Annotated in this window: 12 protein-coding genes; 1 reads left to right on the forward strand and 11 read right to left on the reverse strand. The window is 69.3% G+C overall.

Translation table 11 applies throughout. The features are described 5' to 3' along the window. The first annotated feature begins 192 nt into the window (after positions 1 to 192). Positions 193 to 441, forward strand: coding sequence for a hypothetical protein (locus ASG87_RS21055; RefSeq protein ID WP_235499667.1), 249 nt, complete (start codon positions 193 to 195; stop codon positions 439 to 441). A gap of 98 nt (positions 442 to 539) precedes the next feature. On the opposite strand, the gene ASG87_RS15435 is transcribed toward ASG87_RS21055, so the two are convergent. The 11 genes from ASG87_RS15435 to ASG87_RS15485 form a co-directional block, all read right to left on the reverse strand. Then, positions 540 to 992 (reverse strand): GNAT family N-acetyltransferase, encoded by a 453-nt coding sequence (locus tag ASG87_RS15435; RefSeq protein ID WP_056007102.1) that lies wholly within the window; start codon positions 990 to 992, stop codon positions 540 to 542. 1 nt (position 993) lies between these two features. Then, the gene (locus tag ASG87_RS15440; RefSeq protein WP_056007105.1) at positions 994 to 1,353 is read right to left on the reverse strand and encodes a tRNA-binding protein; all 360 of its coding nucleotides are present in this window, start codon (positions 1,351 to 1,353) and stop codon (positions 994 to 996) included. Continuing rightward, on the reverse strand, positions 1,350 to 2,636 hold the full coding sequence (locus ASG87_RS15445) for an FAD-binding oxidoreductase (RefSeq protein ID WP_157511127.1): 1,287 nt from the start codon (positions 2,634 to 2,636) through the stop codon (positions 1,350 to 1,352). The genes ASG87_RS15440 and ASG87_RS15445 overlap by 4 nt, the downstream gene beginning before the upstream one ends. 56 nt (positions 2,637 to 2,692) lie before the next feature. Next, a complete protein-coding gene (pbpC, locus tag ASG87_RS15450) occupies positions 2,693 to 5,083 on the reverse strand; it encodes a penicillin-binding protein 1C (RefSeq protein ID WP_056007111.1) in 2,391 nt (796 codons plus the stop codon). A 75-nt stretch (positions 5,084 to 5,158) separates the two neighbouring features. After that, positions 5,159 to 11,146 carry an alpha-2-macroglobulin gene (locus tag ASG87_RS15455; protein ID WP_056007114.1) on the reverse strand — a complete coding sequence of 1,996 codons (5,988 nt, stop codon included), beginning with the start codon at positions 11,144 to 11,146 and terminating at the stop codon, positions 5,159 to 5,161. 296 nt (positions 11,147 to 11,442) lie between these two features. Continuing rightward, complete coding sequence (gene galU / locus ASG87_RS15460; protein WP_056007116.1) at positions 11,443 to 12,315, reverse strand: UTP--glucose-1-phosphate uridylyltransferase GalU; 873 nt, start codon at positions 12,313 to 12,315, stop codon at positions 11,443 to 11,445. Beyond that, the gene (locus ASG87_RS15465; protein WP_056007119.1) at positions 12,312 to 14,210 is read right to left on the reverse strand and encodes a nucleoside-diphosphate sugar epimerase/dehydratase; all 1,899 of its coding nucleotides are present in this window, start codon (positions 14,208 to 14,210) and stop codon (positions 12,312 to 12,314) included. The genes galU and ASG87_RS15465 overlap by 4 nt, the downstream gene beginning before the upstream one ends. After that, positions 14,197 to 15,231 (reverse strand): glycosyltransferase family 4 protein, encoded by a 1,035-nt coding sequence (locus ASG87_RS15470; protein WP_056007399.1) that lies wholly within the window; start codon positions 15,229 to 15,231, stop codon positions 14,197 to 14,199. The genes ASG87_RS15465 and ASG87_RS15470 overlap by 14 nt, the downstream gene beginning before the upstream one ends. Then, positions 15,231 to 16,403, reverse strand: coding sequence for a lipopolysaccharide assembly protein LapB (gene lapB / locus ASG87_RS15475; RefSeq protein WP_056007122.1), 1,173 nt, complete (start codon positions 16,401 to 16,403; stop codon positions 15,231 to 15,233). Before lapB ends, ASG87_RS15470 begins: the two co-directional genes overlap by 1 nt. After that, complete coding sequence (locus ASG87_RS15480; RefSeq protein ID WP_056007125.1) at positions 16,400 to 16,678, reverse strand: hypothetical protein; 279 nt, start codon at positions 16,676 to 16,678, stop codon at positions 16,400 to 16,402. Before ASG87_RS15480 ends, lapB begins: the two co-directional genes overlap by 4 nt. A gap of 169 nt (positions 16,679 to 16,847) precedes the next feature. Beyond that, positions 16,848 to 17,153, reverse strand: a complete 306-nt coding sequence (locus tag ASG87_RS15485; RefSeq protein WP_056007128.1) for an integration host factor subunit beta — start codon at positions 17,151 to 17,153, stop codon at positions 16,848 to 16,850. Between the last annotated feature and the right edge of the window lie 74 nt (positions 17,154 to 17,227).

The following is a 17,227-nucleotide window of genomic DNA, read 5'->3' on the forward strand; positions in this document are numbered from 1 at the left end:
AAGCACACAAACCCATTTCGAGTGCTTCGCACGAGGTATTTCACTGGATTCCAGCTTTCGCTGGAATGACGGCGGGGCCGTTGTGCACAATCGAAGGCACAACCGAAGCCGCTCTCAGCGGCGCAGGCTCGCATCGATCAGCGCATCGGCCACCTCGACCAGCGAACGCGCCGGGCCGTTCCTGCCGAACATTTGCCCCGAGGCGTAACAGCCTTCGATCAGCAGCAGGCCGTCGGCCAGCACCTCGGCTGGATCGCCGCCGGGCACCAGATCGGCGCCGCCTCCGCCGCGTTCTTCGCCGGCTTCATGCGCACGCAGGGCGGCAGCTACCTGCAGCCGTTCGTGATCGCCAGCATCACCGGGCTGATCGCTGCCGGCATCGCCGTGGCGATCCGGCGCCAGCCCGGCCAGATGCTGCAGGACGAGCGCCAGGCTGCCTGAGAAACCACTTCGTGCGCGAACAATCCATGGCTTGAAAGCGATGCGTTCTCGCGCACACTGGCATCCTTGGCCGGCGCGCGCCGGCCGGAAGCGGGGCCCTAGCCCGGCTCCGCTTCCAGCGGCTTGGCGTATACGTGCTGGCTTTTCCGGCGCACGTAGCCCAGGCGCTCGTAGAACGGATGGGACTCGGTGCGCACCACGTTGGAGCGCACCTGGATCGCATCGAATCCCTGCGCGCGAGCCCACCGTTCCGCATCCTGCACCAGCGCCCGTCCCACGCCGCCGCGCCGGATCGCGCCGCTCACCACCAGGCCGACGATCTCGATCCGCTCGCCGGCCTCCAGGGTCAATCTCCGCTCCACCGCGATCCAGCCGTACAGCGTGCCGCCTTCGGCCACTACGCTGACACGGTGCATCGGGTGCGGCAGGATCGCCGCCAACCGGCCGGCCATTTCCTGCGCACCCACGGGATAGCCCAGTTCGCCGCTGAGCCGCGCGATTTCCCCGGCGTCCGCCAATTCGGCGGGACGCAATTGCCATGCGCCGTCCATGTCAGGCCAACCGTGTGCCGTTCGGCACCGGGCGCTCGATGGCGGTCACCACCACGCCTTCGTCGGTGGGAAAGCCGGTGAGCAGGAACTGCGAGCGGAACGGGCCAATCTGCTTCTCGGGGAAGTTGATCACGCCCACGACCTGCCGGCCGACCAATTGCTCGGCGCCGTACAGCGCGGCGATCTGCGCGCTGGTCTTCTTCTCGCCGTAGGGTCCGAAATCCACCCAGACCTTCCACGCCGGCTTGCGCGCCTCGGGAAACGGCTCCACCCGGGTCACCGTGCCTGCCACGATCAGGACCTTCTCGAAATCGGCCCAGCCGATCTCGGTCACGGCCGGGGTTGCGTCACTGTCGCTCATCCTTCCACTCTCGTCTTCAGCCAGTCGTTGAATTCGGCCCGCCAGTAGCTGGCCTGCGCGGCGAGGTAGCCGGCGGGCCGGTGCGTGCTGGGCAGTTTGTAATCGGCGAACTGCTTCCAGCCGTCATCGTTCTCCGCAATCGCCGCCGCCAGCAGCTCGCCGGCGGCGCAGGTGGAGCTGAGGCCGTGGCCGCCGAACGCCTGCGCCCACCACAGGCCGTCGCCGCTGCCGCCGATCTGCGGCATCTGGTGCCGCGCGTAGCTCATCAGGCCCGACCATGCGTAGTCGATCCGCGCGTCCTCCAGTTGCGGGAACACCCGCAGCAGGTCGCGCCGGAGCAGGCGCTGCACCGCGCGCGGCGAACGGTTGCGGATCGAGATGCGGCCGCCCCACAGCAGGCGCGTGTCCGGCAGCGGGCGGTAGTAGTCGAACGCGAAGCGGGTGTCGTAGATCGCGGACCGCGTCCGCAGGCACCCGGCCAGGCGCTCGCCCAGCGGTTCGGTCGCCATGACGTAGGTGGCGATGGGCAGGATCGCGCGGTCGATCCGCTTCTGCAGGCCGGCCAGGTAGCCGCCGCAGGCCAGCACCACCTGGTCGGCGTGCAGCACGCCTTGCGCGGTCTCGATCCGCCAGCGCAGGCCGTCGCGCCGGAGGCTCCGCACGCCGCTGCGTTCGTGGATGCGCACGCCCTGCCCGCTCGCCGCCGCGGCCAGCCCGATCGCGTAGTTGAGCGGATGCAGGTGCAGCGCGTCGCGCTCGAACAGACCGTCCGAATAGCGGTCGCTATGGACTCGCCGGCGCAGTTCGGCCTGGGCCAGCCACTCCCATTGCACACCGTAGCGCTCGGCCAGCAGTTGCTGGCGCTCGCGCAGGATGCGCGGATCGCGGAACCAGTTGGCCCAGATCACGCCCTCGTCCACCGCGTCGCAGGATATGGCGTACTTCGCCACGCGCTCGCGGATGCGGTGCACGCCCTCGACGGTGAGCTTGAACAGTGCCCTTGCGCGCTGCTCCCCGAGCTGGTCGAGCAGCGCCTGCTCGCCCAGCGAATAGCCGGCGAACACGAAACCGCCGTTGCGCCCGGAGGCGCCGAAGCCGACCTGCTCGCGCTCCAGCAGCACCACGTCGCGCACGCCGCGCTCGGCCAGTCCCAGCGCCGTGTTCAATCCGGCATAGCCGCCGCCCACGATCGCCACGTGCGCCTGCGCGCTGCCCTGCAGCGGCGCGTAGGGCGCATACGAGGTGGCGGTGGCGCGGTAATACGACGGATCGGACGACGGCATCATGGGCGGCGCGTGTCGTGCACGGGGACAACGAGGATAACGCAGCGCACCGCCGCTCACTCGATCCGGGTCACCGCCAGCGGGCGCTGGTCGCTGCGGCCGTGGTCGTCCACCACCCGCACGTCGTAGCTGCCGGCGGTCGGCGGCTGCCAGAACAGCAGTTCGCCCGGCGCGCTGCGGCCGACGTAGGCGTCGTCGACGAACCAGTACAAGGCATGGGCATCGGCATCGGTGGTGGCGCTGAAGGCGATGCGCTGCCGGCCCTCCTGCTTCAGTCGCATCGCATAGGCGCTGCCGCGCAGCGGCGAGGTGATCCGCGGCGGGTCGCCGTCCGGACGGCCGGCTTCGCTGCAAGCCGGGTTCTGCGGCGGCGTGCGGCGCGGCATGCCGGCCTGCGCGAACACGCGCTGCAGGTCGGACGGCCAGAATTCGTAGACCTCCACGTGCGTGCGCTTGCCGGCATACGGCGGACACGCCGGCTGGCCGCTGGCGTCGTCGATCACCACCGGGCGATGCACGTTGCTGACCCGGATCGGCGACTTGCCGGGAATGAACCAGGTGGTGCCCTTCTGCGGACACCACTGGTTCGGCAGGTCGCCGCTGGCAAGGCATATCTGCACGCGCTTGAGGCGGGCCGGCATGTGACGGATCGGCTCGGCGAGCCCCGGGCGTTCCGCGCGCAACGCATCGACGATATTGAAGAACAACGGCGCAGCGGCCTCCACGCCGACGAAGGCGGGATTGCCGGCGCCGTCGAAATTGCCCACCCACACCACCAGCACGTAGGGCCCGAAGCTGCCGGCGGTCCAGGCGTCGCGGAACGCCCACGAGGTGCCGGTCTTCCAGTACACCGGCAGCCGCGACGGCTGCGCCCCGGTGGTTTCGTCGGGGCGCGGGTTCTGCCGCAGCATGTCCATCACCATGAAGCTGGCTTCTTCGCTCAGCAGCCGCGTGCCGGCCGCCTGCGGCTCGTCGGCGCGCAGCCGCAGCGGCTTCAGCTCGCCACGGTTCGCCAGCATCGCGTAGAGGCCGCCGAGTTCCTGCATGGTCACCTCGCCGCCGCCCAGCACCAGGGCCAGGCCGTAGTGCTTCTCGCTGGCCATGCGGCTGATCCCCGCATCGCGCAGGAACTGGTAGAAGCTCGGCTGCTGCAACTGCGACGCCACCCACACCGCGGGAATGTTGCGGCTGCGGATCAGCGCCTCGGTGGCGGTGACCGGACCGAGGAAATGGCCGTCGAAATTCTCCGGCGCGTACGGGCCGAATGCGGTGGGCACGTCGCGCAGCACGGTCTGCGGGTGCAGCACGCCCTGGTCGAAGCCCAGCGCGTAGATGAAGGGCTTGAGGGTGGAGCCCGGCGAGCGCTTGGCCAACGTGCCGTTCACCTGGCCCTGGATGGAAGCGTCGGCGTAGTCCGCCGAGCCGACCAGCGCCTTCACGCCCATGTCGCGGGTATCGATCAGCAGCGCCGCCGCATTGCGGATGCCGCGCGCATCGTTGCGCTCCACGTAGCGGCGTACCTGGCGTTCGAGCGCGTGCTGCAGGCCCAGGTCGATGGTGGTCGCCACGCGCGCATCGCCCGTGTCGCCGTCGATGCGTCGCGCCGCGAGCACCTGCTCCACCGCGTGCGGCGCCTCGAACGGCAACTGCGACAGCGGGCGCAGGTTGAGCGGCAGTGCGAACAGCGGCTTCAGCGCGGCATCCCGCGGGTGGCTGCGCAGCCAGCGGGCGAACAGCCGGTTGCGCGAATCGGCCAGCCGCGCATTGATCACCGCGTCGCCCGACTGGCCCGCGCGCAGGCGGCGCGTGGGATCCTGCGGGATCACCGCCAGGGTGAGCGCCTCCGGCAGGCTGAGCCGGGCGGCCTCCTTGTCGAAGTAGGCCAGGCTGGCCGCGCCCACGCCCTCCACGTTGCGGCCGTACGGCGCGTAGTTGAGGTAGGCCTCCAGGATCTGCGCCTTCGAATAGAACAGCTCCAGTTGCAGGGCGCGACCGATCTGGCGCAGCTTGCCCAGCGGCGTGCGCGTATTGAGCCGCCACAGCAGGCGCGCCAACTGCATGGTGAGCGTGGAGCCGCCCTGCGGGTCGCCGTGCCGCACGTAGGTGACCCAGGCGCCGCGTGCGAGGCCGTACGGGTTGACGCCAGGATGCCAGCGGAACCACCGGTCCTCGTGCAGCAGCACGCCGTCCACCAGTTGCGGCGAGATGTCCTTCAGCGGCACCCACAGGCGGTAGCGGTCGTCGCTGGCGAGGGTCAGCCGCAGCAGGTGCCCGTGGTCGTCGTAGAGCGCGGTGGACGAAGGCAATGCGTCGCGCAGGGCCGGATGCGGCCACAGCCGGCAACCCGCCAGCAGCGCGGCGACCAGCACGAAGCCGGCCAGCCAGTTCTGCCAGCGGTGCAGCCAGCGGGCCAGTGCGCGCAGGACAACAAACCTTGGCTTGGTCATGCCGAGGAGCCTGGCGAGCGCCGGCCTCTCACCTCGCTCCTCTCCCCAGCGGGGAGAGGAAGTGACAGCGCGGACTCACGGCTTGCGCACCACCGTCAGCGTACCGCCGCCCGGCGAACGGGCCTGTACGCGGCGGTCGTACAACGATTCGCCATAGGCCGGCGGCACCACGAACTTGCCGGCATTGGTGGCCTTGATCCGGTACACGAACTCGCGCACGTCCGGGATGGCGTCGCCGTAGATCACCACACGGTCCTCGCGGATGTCGGCGTACTCCGGCTGCCAGGTGGAGCTGGACAGGCCGATCGGCGAGCGCCATGCGGATGCGTCCACCTCGCTGTCGCCGCCGGCATCCTCGCCGTCCTCACCCTCCTGCTTGTCGGTGACCGGCGGCGCGGGCTCGATCACCGGCTCGAAGCCGCCCGGCAGCAGGTCCACGATCGCCACGTCGCCGACGCCCTGTTCGCCGGTGGCGCGGATCTTCACGTGCACGTCGATCTCCTGCCCGATGCCCACCTGGTCCAGCGCCTTGCCGTCGACGTCGGTGTAGTCGCGCACGATCTCGATGCCTTCGCGCAGGGCCTTGGCCGGCGCAGCGCGGTCGTAGCCGCCCTCGCTCACCACGTACCAGGCCGGCAGGTTGCTGGCGTCGGTGAAACGCAGGCGGTCGATGCCGGCGCCCCAGGTCGCGGTCTGCAGCATGCCTTCCGCCTTGCCCACCGGCTGCACGCTGCCGTTGGCCTGCACCGCGCCGATGCCGAGCTGGTCGGCATTGCCCGGCGCGTTGCCGGCATAGGCGTCCAGCGCCAGCACGGTCATCGACGAGGACAGCGTGTTGAAGCTGCCTTGCTGCAGCGGCGCCACGATGTTGTCCAGCGCGGCCGGCGGCAGGTTCTTCAGGCGCTCGGGGAAGTGCTTCGCCAGCAGGTAGAGCACGCTGGCATCGCGCACCAGCGGATCGTAGTAGTAGCCGTACTGCCAGTCCTTGTCGCGAGTGGTACGGGTGAGCAGCCTGAGCGGGCCGGCGATGAGCTGGTTCGCTTCACGGTCCTGCTTCAGCAACTGGTACGACGCGGCCAGCCACGCGGCGGCCAGATCGTCCTTCCACTGCGCGGCGTAGCCTTCCTGCAGGCGCTTCTGCACCGCCGCCAGGTAGTTGGTGGTGACCATGCCCTGGCGGGTCAGCAGGTAGACCGCGTAGGCGCGCTGGCGCAGGCTGTCGAGCGAATCGGCACCCTCGTCGCCGGCGATCTGCTTCAGGTAGGCGTTGCCGGCGTCGAACATGTCGCGCGGCACGCCGAGGCCGCGGTCGCGCGCCTCCAGCATGAAGTGCATCGCGTAGTCGGTGAGGAACGCATTGGCGTCCGGCGTGGCCGTCCACAGGCCGAAGCCGCCCTGCCCGTTCTGGCGCGTGTGCAGCACGTCGTACAGGCCGGCCAGGGCATCCGCCTCGCTGGCGCCGCCGGTCTGGTCGGACGACTTCAGCACGCGCCTGAACTCCGGGCGCTGCCCGAAGACCAGCGCCGGCATCGCCCGGCTCAGCACCTGCTCGGTGCAGTAGTGCGGGAAATCGACCAAATAGGCGGTAAGGCCCTGCGCCAGCACCAGCGGCAGGCTGGAGATGGCGGCGTCGCGCTTGGCATAGGCGTCGTACATGGTGCGCAGGCCGGCGACGTCGCCCTTGCCGTTGGCGGCGACGCGGCCCACATGGACGACCGTGCGCCAGGTCGAGGCCGGCCGTACCGACAGGTCCACGCTCTGCTTCGCCGACTTGTCGCCATAGCCCGCGGTGAAGGTGAGGTTGGCCGAGCCGAGCTTGTCGGTTGCCTTGACCCGGAACAGCGCCACGCCTTCGCGCATTTCGCCCAGCGACAGACTCTGCGTCGCATTGCCCACCAGTTGCAGTTGCGGGCCGGTCTTCAGCGTCACCGCCACCGGCACCTGCTTGCCGCCCAGCCCGGTGAGGTTATTGGCCACGCCCACGCTGACCTCCGCCTCGTCGCCGGGCGCCAGCGTGGTGGGCACGTTCGGCGACAGCACGAAATCGCCGCGCACCGTGGTGGCGCCTTCGAAGGTGCCGATGCGCTCGGGTGATACCGCCACCGCCATCACGCGCAGCTTGCCGTTGAAGTAGTCCGGCACGGTGTAGTCGAGATCCTTCTCGCCATCGACGTCGACGATGCCGGACCAGTACGCCACCGGCTTGTCGCGCTTGCGCTTGAAGGGGTTGAGCTGCCGTCCGATCGCCGCATCGGCGTCGCCGCCCGGCGCGGCCATCGCCATCAGCTTCTCGAAGTCCGGCAGGATCAGGTCGAGGATCTGCGCGGTGTTCACTTCCAGCATGCGCTTGCGGAAGAAGAACTTCAGCGGATCGCCCAGCTTGTAGCGGGCCACCTGCAGGATGCCTTCGTCCACCGCGAACACCACCGCCCTGGTCGGCTGCGTCGCATGCAGCTTGAAGGTGACCTTCTCGCCGGGCTTCGCCAGCGCCGGCGCATCGACCGTGAGCGGATTGCGCCGCGCGTCCAGGTTCACCGAGAACGGCACCACGCCGTAGCTCAGCGGACTCATGAAGACCTCGTCCGAGGACGGGTCGCGGATGTACTGCACGTTGACGTAGCCGTTGCCCTCGAAATCCGCCGGCACGGCGATGTGCTGCACCGAGCTGGTGGTGTCGGCGTGGAACCAGGCGTGCGCGTAGACCTTGTCGCGCTCGATGGTGATCAGGCCGCTGCCCGCATACGGCGCGCGCACGGCGATCTCCACCGTCTCGCCCGGCGCGTAGTCCTGCTTGTCGAGGTTGAGCTGCAGCTCGGCGTTGCGGTCCAGCGAACGCGAGACGTTGGCGGCGCCGGCCACCGAGTACTCGATCCGGTTGACCTCGGTGCGGTCGGCGCGGCGGATCACCAGGGCATAGCTGCCGGGCTTGTCGGTGGGCAGGGCGTAGTCCATGCCACCCGCGGCGATATTCAGCGGCTGCTCGCTGACCGGGATCTCCTTGGCCTTGGACTCGTACTTGTAGACGCCCGAATCCTGCTTGGTCAGCACCGAGACGAAGCGGCGCTCGACCAGTTGCGCCTTCAGCCCGCCCAGCGCGATCGACTTGGCCTGCGGGTCGATCGCCACCAGGCGCACGCTGCGGCTGGCGCCGCGGTTGACGTAGTCGAGGCTGTCGGCGGCCTTGTAGCCGACCAGCCAGTCGTTGCTGGACACCAGCGTCTGCGCGGCCGCAGCGACGCTGCGGCCGCCTTCGGCTTCGTAGGCTTTGCTCAGGAAGTAGAGCTGGTAGGTGGCGTCGGCGTACTTCTTCAGATCCAGCGCGAACTCGGCGCGGCCCTGCTCGTCGGTCTTGCCGTCCTGCAGCGCCTCCTCGTAACCCTCCTTGGCGCGGCGCACGTCGTAGAAGTGGTAGTCGGGCCAGCTATGGAAGGCCGGCCACGCCGGGCGCAGGGTCAGCGAGGCCTCGACGCGGCGGTCCGCCGCCGGGGTGCCGAACAGGTTCTGCACGTCGACCAGGCCTTTCAACTGGTCGGGCTTCACCCAACCCTCGGGCACCTGCTGCGACAGCTTGGCGGTGACCTTCATGCGATCGGGCAGGAACTCCTTCACCTGCACCGTGGTGCTGCCGATCTGCGCGCCGGCCTTGCCGTCCTTGACGATGTAGAGGTTGACCGTCCAGGTACCGGTCGGCGCGGTCTCGGCCGGCGCGTAGGACAGCTCGCCGAAGCCGGACTGATCCATCTCCAGGGGCAACTGCTTCACCGTGACGCCGCGCGGGTCGACCACCTCGGCCTGCAGCGGGATGCCGGCGACGCTGCGTGTCCAGCTCGCGGCACGCACGATCAGGCCGATGTGGAAGGTGTCGCCCGGCCGGTAGATGCCGCGGTCGGAGAACAGGTAGCCCGAGAGCTGGCCCTGGTTCACCGCGTTGCGCTCGCCGCCGATGTCGAAGCGCGAATAGTCGAGCTGGCGGTCGTAGCTGCCGATCGGCAGGAAGGACAGGTCCTCGCCCTTCTTCACCACGTACATCACCGGCTTCTTCTCGCGCTCCAGGCCCTTGAGGCTGGGGAAATGCACCACGCCGTCGGCGCCGGTGGCCTGGGTGTAGAGGGTCTGCCCGTTGATCGCGAGCACCGACACGCTGGCGCCGTCCACCGGCTGGCCGCTGCGGATCGATTGCACGAACACGTCCTGGCTGCCGTCCAGGGCGCGCTTCACCAGCATGCCCAGGTCGGTGATCACCACCAGGCGGGTGTCGGTGGGCATCGAGCCGTCGTCGCCCTCGCTGTCCCCGTCCTGCGCCGCCTCATCCGCGTCGTCCGCGGGTGGCGCATGGTCGTTCTCTGCATCGGCCTTCGCCTTGGCGGCGGCGTCGGCCTGCTTTTTCGCCTTCACCGGGTCGTAGCCGGACAGGTGCAGCAGGAAGACGCCGCGCCGGCCTTCCTTCAGGTACTGGCCGAGGTCGATGCCCTCGTAGTGCGCCTTGCTCGGGCCGTTCTGCGGAAAGGCCAGCTTCTGCTCGTAGCGTTCGACCAGGTGATCCTCGCTGAAGCCGTAGCCGAGGTCGGGATGGCTGTAGTTGCCCTGGTTGAGGCTGACCAGGTGCTGCAACTGGTCGGGCAGCACGCGGCCGATCCGCAGCCGCATGCCCGGCAGGTTGCGCGACACCACCGAGACCCGCTTGCTGCCGCTCAGCGACAGCAGCGAGCCGTCGGCCATGAAGCGGAGCAGTCTGGGATAGTCGGGCACGGTCACCGCTTCGCTGCGCGGATGGCCGAGCACGTAGCCGCCGAACGACTTCAGGCCCTTGTCCGTGCGCACGTAGATGCGCTGTCCCGGCGTGGCCTGGTAGCGGAAGCTCTGCACGGCCTCGTAGTCGTTCTCCGTGGGCACCAGTTCGAGCTTCAGCGGCTGCGAGCGGCGCAGCACGTCCTCGCCGACCTCGGAAACGCTCCAGCCATACGGCGGATCGTCCTCGGCCTGCTCCACGCCCGGCTTGCGCGCGGGCAGGACCCAGGCCTTGGTCAGCGCGGCCAGGTCCTCGCCGCGGATGCTGCCGCTGGCGTCCATCACCAGCACCTGCTCGGGCTCGTACTTGTCGTTGTCGACCAGGGTGGGGTTGATGTCGTTGATGGCCAGGCTGTACAGCCCGGGGATCCGGACCCGGCCTTCCAGCGGCTCGGCGCTGCCGTCGCCGCCGCGCGAACTGCGCACACCCTTGTCGATCCGGACCGACACCGCGCCGTCGTCGCGCGGCAGGTCCAGCGGCTGCGAATGCACCCAGGCATTGAGCTTGTACTGGTCGTAGGTGACCGTGTACTTCAGCGCCGGCCCGCGCTTGCCGTTGCGGTCGAGCAGCGCCAGCGCGATGCGCTTCTCGAACTGCGCCGGATCGACCGGATAGTTGAAGTTGACCGGCACGATGGTCTTCTTCGCGGTGGCGTCCTGCGGGTCCTGGTAGAACTCGCCGTTGCCGATCTTCGCCTCGAACGGCCGGGTCTGGAAGCCGAAATGGTCCTCGGCCATCAGCACGTGGCCGGCGAAGACCTTGGACTTGTCGAAGCGCACCGCGTAGTGCCGGCCCACCGGCCAGTCCTCGGCGGGCTCGAAGCGCAGGGTGTGGTCGTCGGTCCAGCGCCAGGCGCCCTTCAGCGCCGGCTCCAGCACGATGCCCTCGGTCACCGGCTTGCCGCTTTTCTCGATCGGCGCGGCCGAGCCGGAGAACTCCACCACCAGGGGATGGAAGCTGATCGTCGCCGCCGTGTAGTCGGTGATGGCCGGCGCCTTGACCTCGAAGGTGATGCGGTCCGGCTCGACCGGCTTCGGCCGGTTCCTGTACCACTGCCAGCCGAACCAGCCGCCGGCGGCGAGGATCACCAGCGCCGCCAGCGCACCGGCGAAATGCAGCGGCCGGCGCCGCACCGCCGCCGCGCTCGCGGGCATCCACGCTGGCGCCGACCACGCGACGCTGCCGACCAGCGGCCGCAGGATCCACGCGATTCCGTACAGCAGGCCGCGCACCAGGCGCACCGGCAACAAGAGCAGAAACCGCAGCAGATCCATGATGCTTCCCCGACTGTCGTCCTGTGAAAGGCCGGCAAGGCCCTGCGGGGACCCCCGGGCGCACGCGGCCGCCGCATGGGCAGCGGTGCGCGGCGGACCCGGTTCCCCTCGCATGAATCCTGCACATCCGGGATGGCAGGACGCGGTCCGGATTCTGACAGGTTGCCGCCATCGAAGGCAGCCGGCAGGACTGCCCGGCTACGCCGCCGCGCCGTCATGGCATGGCGGCGCGGCAGGCTCCGGAAGCGGTGCGCTCCGGCCGACCTGTTCCGCCAGGCGGCGGAAGCGCGGCAGCCTCAGAGCTGGCCGAGGAACTCGCGCACGGTCGGCGCGAGCTTGGGGTCCTGCATGGCCATGTGCATGGTGGCGCGGACCAGGCCGGCCTTGTTGCCGCAGTCGAAACGGGTGCCCTCGAAGCGGTAGGCCAGCACCTTGCCCTGCTCCTTCAGCAGCGCCTCGATGGCGTCGGTGAGCTGGATCTCGCCGCCGGCGCCGGGCGTGGTCTGCTCCAGCAACTGGAAGATGCGGCCGGGCAGCACGTAGCGGCCCACCACCGCGAGATTGGACGGCGCATCGGCCGGCTTGGGCTTCTCCACCATGAAGCGGATCCGCGCGCTGCGGTCGTCCACGCGCTCGGCGTCGACGATGCCGTACTTGTCGGTCTGGTCGTGCGGCACTTCCTCCACCGCGATCACGCCGGCCTGCTCGGCCTCGGCCAGCTCGGCCATCTGGCGCAGGGCGCCCTTGCCCCGGTTCCAGATCAGATCGTCGGGCAGCACCACACCGAACGGCTCGTCGCCCACCACCGGCCTGGCGCACAGCACCGCGTGGCCCAGGCCCAGCGCCTCGGGCTGGGTCACGAAGACCGCGCGCACGTGCCGCGGCAGCGTGCCCTGCACCAGGGCGAGCAGTTCGTCCTTGCCCTTCTCCTGCAGCTTCGACTCCAGCTCGTAGGCCTTGTCGAAGTAGTCGGCGATGGCGTGCTTGTAGCGGTTGGTGACGAACACCAGGGTGTCCGCACCGGCCTCCACCGCCTCGTCGACGGCATACTGGATCAGCGGCTTGTCCAGCACCGGCAGCATCTCCTTGGCCACCACCTTGGTCGCCGGGAGAAAGCGCGTACCGAGGCCGGCAACCGGGAACACCACCTTGCGCAAGGGCTTGCTCACTGACTCTCTCCTGATTCGACACGTCGGATGGAAACCACGTTGTCCGGCTGGGCGGCGTCGCTCCAGCGGAACGAAGGCAGCAGGCTGGACACGCAGCGCCGCAGCTCTTCCTCGTTGTAGCTCGCGCACGCCTCGACGGCCCTGCTCAGGAGCGCCTGCAGCAGCTCCCACGACACCTCGCGGTGCTGCGCCAGGAAGATCTTGGCGTGCGCCGTGGCGCTGTAGTTCTCCAGCGCGTGGAACAGCTCCTCGAACAGCTTCTCGCCGGCGCGCAGCCCGGTGTAGACGATGGGGATCTCGCTGCCGGGCTTCTTGCCGGCGAGGCGGATCATCTGCTCGGCCAGGTCGCGGATCTTCACCGGCTCGCCCATGTCGAGCGCGAAGATCTCGCTGCCGCGTCCCAGGCAGGACGCCTGCAGGATCAACTGGCAGGCCTCCGGGATGGTCATGAAGTACCGCGTCATCTCCGGGTGGGTGACGGTGATCGGGCCGCCGTCGCGGATCTGCTGGCGGAACAGCGGCACCACCGAGCCGGCCGAATCGAGCACGTTGCCGAAGCGCACGGTGATGAAGCGGGTATCCGAATGTGCGTTGAGGTTCTGGCAGTAGATCTCCGCCACGCGCTTGCACGCACCCATCACGCTGGTGGGGTTGACCGCCTTGTCGGTGGAGATCAGCACGAAGCACTCGACCCCGAACTCGTGCGACAGGTCGGCCATGCCGCGGGTCACCAGCGCGTTGTTGCGGAACGCCGCGCGCAACTGGCCCTGCAGCATCGGCACGTGCTTGTAGGCCGCGGCGTGGAACACCACCTGCGGCTTCGACTCGGCGAACAGCTTGCGCATCGCGACCGTGTCGCCGCAATCGACCAGCACGCCCTCGAGGATCAGCTCCGGGAAGTCCGCCCGCAATTCGCTGGTGATGCGGTAGAGGTTGTATTCGCTCTGCTCGGCGATGATCAGCGACTGCGCGCCGAGGCGCGCCACCTGGCGGCACAGCTCCGAGCCGATCGAGCCGCCGCCGCCGGTGATCATCACGCGCCGGCCGGTCAGGGTCTCGCGGATCGCCGTCCAGTCCAGCTCCACCGCGTCGCGGCCCAGCAGGTCCTCGATCGCCACTTCCTTGATCTCGTTGAACTGGGCGCGCCCGGCCACCACGTCGTCCAGTCGCGGCAGCGTGCGGTACGGCAGGCCGGTGCTGTCGCACAGCTCGACGACGCGGCGCATCTCCATCGTGGAGGCGCCCGGCATAGCGATCAGCAGCATTTCCACCGCCGACTCGCGCGCCAGCTCCACCAGCTGGTCGAGCCGGCCGAGCACGGGATAGCCGTTGATGCTGGCGCCGCGCAGGTTGCTCTTGTCGTCGACGAAGCCGACCACGCTGTAGCGGCCGTCGTGGCGCAGGTCGCGCGACAGCGCCTCGCCGGCCCGGTTGGCGCCGACGATCAGCACGCGCCTGGCGACCCGGGTCTGGAACAGGTCCAGCCGGCTGTCCTTCCAGAAGCGGTAGGCCAGGCGCGGCGCGCCCAGCAGCGCGGTGAGGATGACCGGGTAGATCAGCAGCACCGAACGCGGCACGCCCTCCATCCGGTGGTACAGGAACAGCCCCAGGTAGATCGCCAGGACGCCCATGATCGCGCCGCACAGGATGTTCCACAGGTCCGGCAGGCTGGCGAAGCGCCACACGCCCTTGTACAGGCCGGTCCAGTAGAACATGAGGCCCTGCATGCCCAGCACGACCGGGAACTCGAGCAGGCCGAAGCTGACCACCTCGTCGGGCTTCAGGGCGTAGCGCAGCGTCTTGGCGATCCACCAGGCCAGGCAGGCCATCGCCAGGTCGTGCACGACCACGGCGGTACGCGGGTGGATGATGCCGATGAGCTTACGTAGCGACATGACGAACCTTGTGCAGATCGCGCCTCAGGCAACGGCGCCGGGTAACGGTCCATGTTGCGGCTGCGGCCGTATAGACGGCGAGACAGGCAGGCAAGGCCATGGCTGCATGAACACTGGACAGGAACGCCGCCGGGGCGGCAACCAACACGTTCCAGGCCAGGTAGAACGCCGTTACACGGGTGTGCGTCTGTCCACGACGCACCAGCCACTGGTACAGGTGTTCACGGTGCGCAGTGTACCAGCGCCGCCCACGGATGAAGCGGTGCAACAGGGTCAGGCTGGCATCTGCAATAAAGCATGAACAGAGGATCAGGGCCGGCCAGAGCAGCCCCGGGTCGACGCGCCAGAGCATCGCCGCCAGGGCGAACACCAGCAGGCCGATGCTGCCGCTGCCGACGTCGCCCATGAAGATCCGCGCCGGCGAACGGTTGTAGATCCAGAAGCCTGCGCTGGCCGCCGCCAGGCAGCCGGCGGCCAGCGCCAGCGCCGGCTGCGAGGCATGCCACGCGAGCAGGCCGAACCCCGCCCCGACGAACACGGCCTGCTGCGCCAGCAGGCCGTCGATGCCGTCCATGAAATTGTGCAGGTTGATGCTCCAGGCGCCGGCCAGCACCAGCAACGGCAGCCAGAGCCAACTGCGCTCCTCGCCGAGCAGCGCGGCGGCGAACAGGGCCGTGGCCAGCAACTGGACCGCCAGCCGCGGCCGGATCCCCAGCGAGCGGTGGTCGTCCCACCAGCCCACCAGGGCCACCAGCGACAGCGCCAGGACCAGCGCCGCCACGATCGGGCGCGGCCACGCGGGCGGCAAGGCCGACAGCGCCACGGGCATGGCCGCCACGCAGGCGACGACGATGCCGATGCCACCGCCACGCGGCGTCGGAATACGGTGTGAACGGCGCTGTCCGGGCTGGTCCAGCATGCCGCGCCGGTGCGCGTAGGCGATGGCAGCGCGCACCAGCAGGCTGGAGACGAGCAGCGCGGCCAGCAGCACGGAAAAGGCGATCCCCCAACGCCCCTGCATCATTCGTTCGCCACACCGTGGATGGGACGGATGGTGCTCCAGCTCTTGCAACTGGGACATTGCCAGTGATGCGCCTTGGCGCCGAAGCCGCACCGGCTGCAGCGGTACATCGCCTGCCCCTCCAGCAGCTTCTTGGTCAGGTCGCGCAGGATCAGGAAGTTCTCGCGCGCCTCGCCCTCGATCTTGTCCATGGTGGCGTCGATCAGCGCCATCAGGCCGCGCACGGACGGCCGCTGGCGCAACTGCGAAGTGAGGAAGTCGATCGCGACCCGCTCGCCGTCGCGCCGCTCGTACAACCGGGTCAGCGCGAGCACCGGCGAGATGCCGTGGTAGCGCGCCAGGATGTCGCGCAGGAAGCGCTCGGCGCGCTCCATCTGCTGCGAACGCGCGTAGCTGTTGAGCAGGGGCGGCAGGATCTCGGGCACGAAGGCGATGTCGGCGGCCACCGCCGATTCGTAGGCCTGCACCGCCTCGGCGTTCTCGCCGCTTTCGGCGTGCAGCCGCCCGGTGATCATGAAGGCGCGCACGCAGTCGGGCTGGCACTCGAACGCCTGCTGCAGGTAGTCGCGCGCCTCCACCCGGGCGCCGTGCTGGCGCGCCCGCTCGGCCAGCTCGCAATAGAACTGCGCGATCATCGGCGCCTCGTTCTCGCCGGTCATCGCCTCCAGCCGGCGCGCATGGTCGATCGCCTTGTGCCAGTCGCGCTCGTGCTGGTAGATCGCGACCAGGTGGCGCAGCGCGGAGGGAGCGTGCGCATTCATCGCGACGAGATCGGAGAACAGCGTCTCGGCCCGGTCGAGCAGGCCGGCGCGCATGTAGTCCTCGCCCAGCTCCAGCAGGGCCACCGTCTTCATCGCATCGGTGAGCCCGGGACGCGAGACCAGGTGCTGGTGCAGCCGGATCGCGCGATCGACCTCGCCGCGGCGGCGGAACAGGTTGCCCAGCGCGAGGTGTGTCTCGACGGTGTCGCGGTTGTACTCGGCGAGCTTGAGGAACACCTCGATCGCCTTGTCCTGCTCCTCGTTGAGCAGGTAGTTCAGGCCGCGGAAGTAGTCCGACGACAGCTCGCTGACGCGCATCCCGGAACGGTGCACCGCCGCCCGCCGGGCGGAGAACCAGCCACAGGCGAAGGCGGCTGGCACGAGCAGGACCAGCACATAGAGGATGCTCATGCGCTGGCCGGCGACCTCTTGCCGTCGGGTTCGCGCGCCGCCTGGCCGCCTGCCCTCACGCGGCGCAGGCGCCGGTGCCGGACGCTCAGGCCGAGCCAGGCGGTCATTCCGCCCAGCAGCCAGCCCAGGATGACCGCGGCCAGCAGCGCCGCGCCCTTGGGCCATTGCACGTGCGCAAAGGCCAGGTCGTAGCTCACCAGGTCGGCATTGAGCGCGCCGACCACCACGCCGGCGGCCACGAAGAACACGAGCAGGAGGATGACGAGCAGTCGCATGGGCCTGACTTTACCCGATTGCCCATGGCAGGCACAGGCGCCGCCATGGCTCCGGGCAGCAGGGATTCATCCGGCGACCGGGCCTCGGCGGCCGCGCCGCGCGGGCACAAAAAAGGCAGGACCGGCTCGCGCCGCCTGCCTGCATGGAATACGCCGGAACGTGACGCCGTCAGGCGTCCTGCACCTGCGTTTCGAGGTGCTGGTTGACCCGCTCGCGAAGTTCCTTGCCGGGCTTGAAGTGCGGAACGTGCTTGCCGGGCAGCGCCACGGCATCGCCGGTCTTGGGATTGCGCCCCATGCGCGGCGGCCGGTAGTGCAGCGCAAAGCTGCCGAACCCGCGCACCTCGATGCGTTCGCCATGCGCCAGCGCGTGGCTCATCTGCTCGATCACGCTCTTGACCGCAAGCTCGACGTCACCAAAGGCGAGATGGGTCTGGCGCCGTGCCAGCGCCTCGATCAATTCGGATTTGGTCATGGTCCCCAATGTCCGTGACGTGAAACGGCGGGGCGGCACGCATGCCGCCCCGCGTCAGGCTCCTGCTTCGGAAG

The sequence above is a fragment of the Frateuria sp. Soil773 genome (genome assembly GCF_001428405.1).
Taxonomy (GTDB): Bacteria; Pseudomonadota; Gammaproteobacteria; order Xanthomonadales; family Rhodanobacteraceae; genus LMSL01.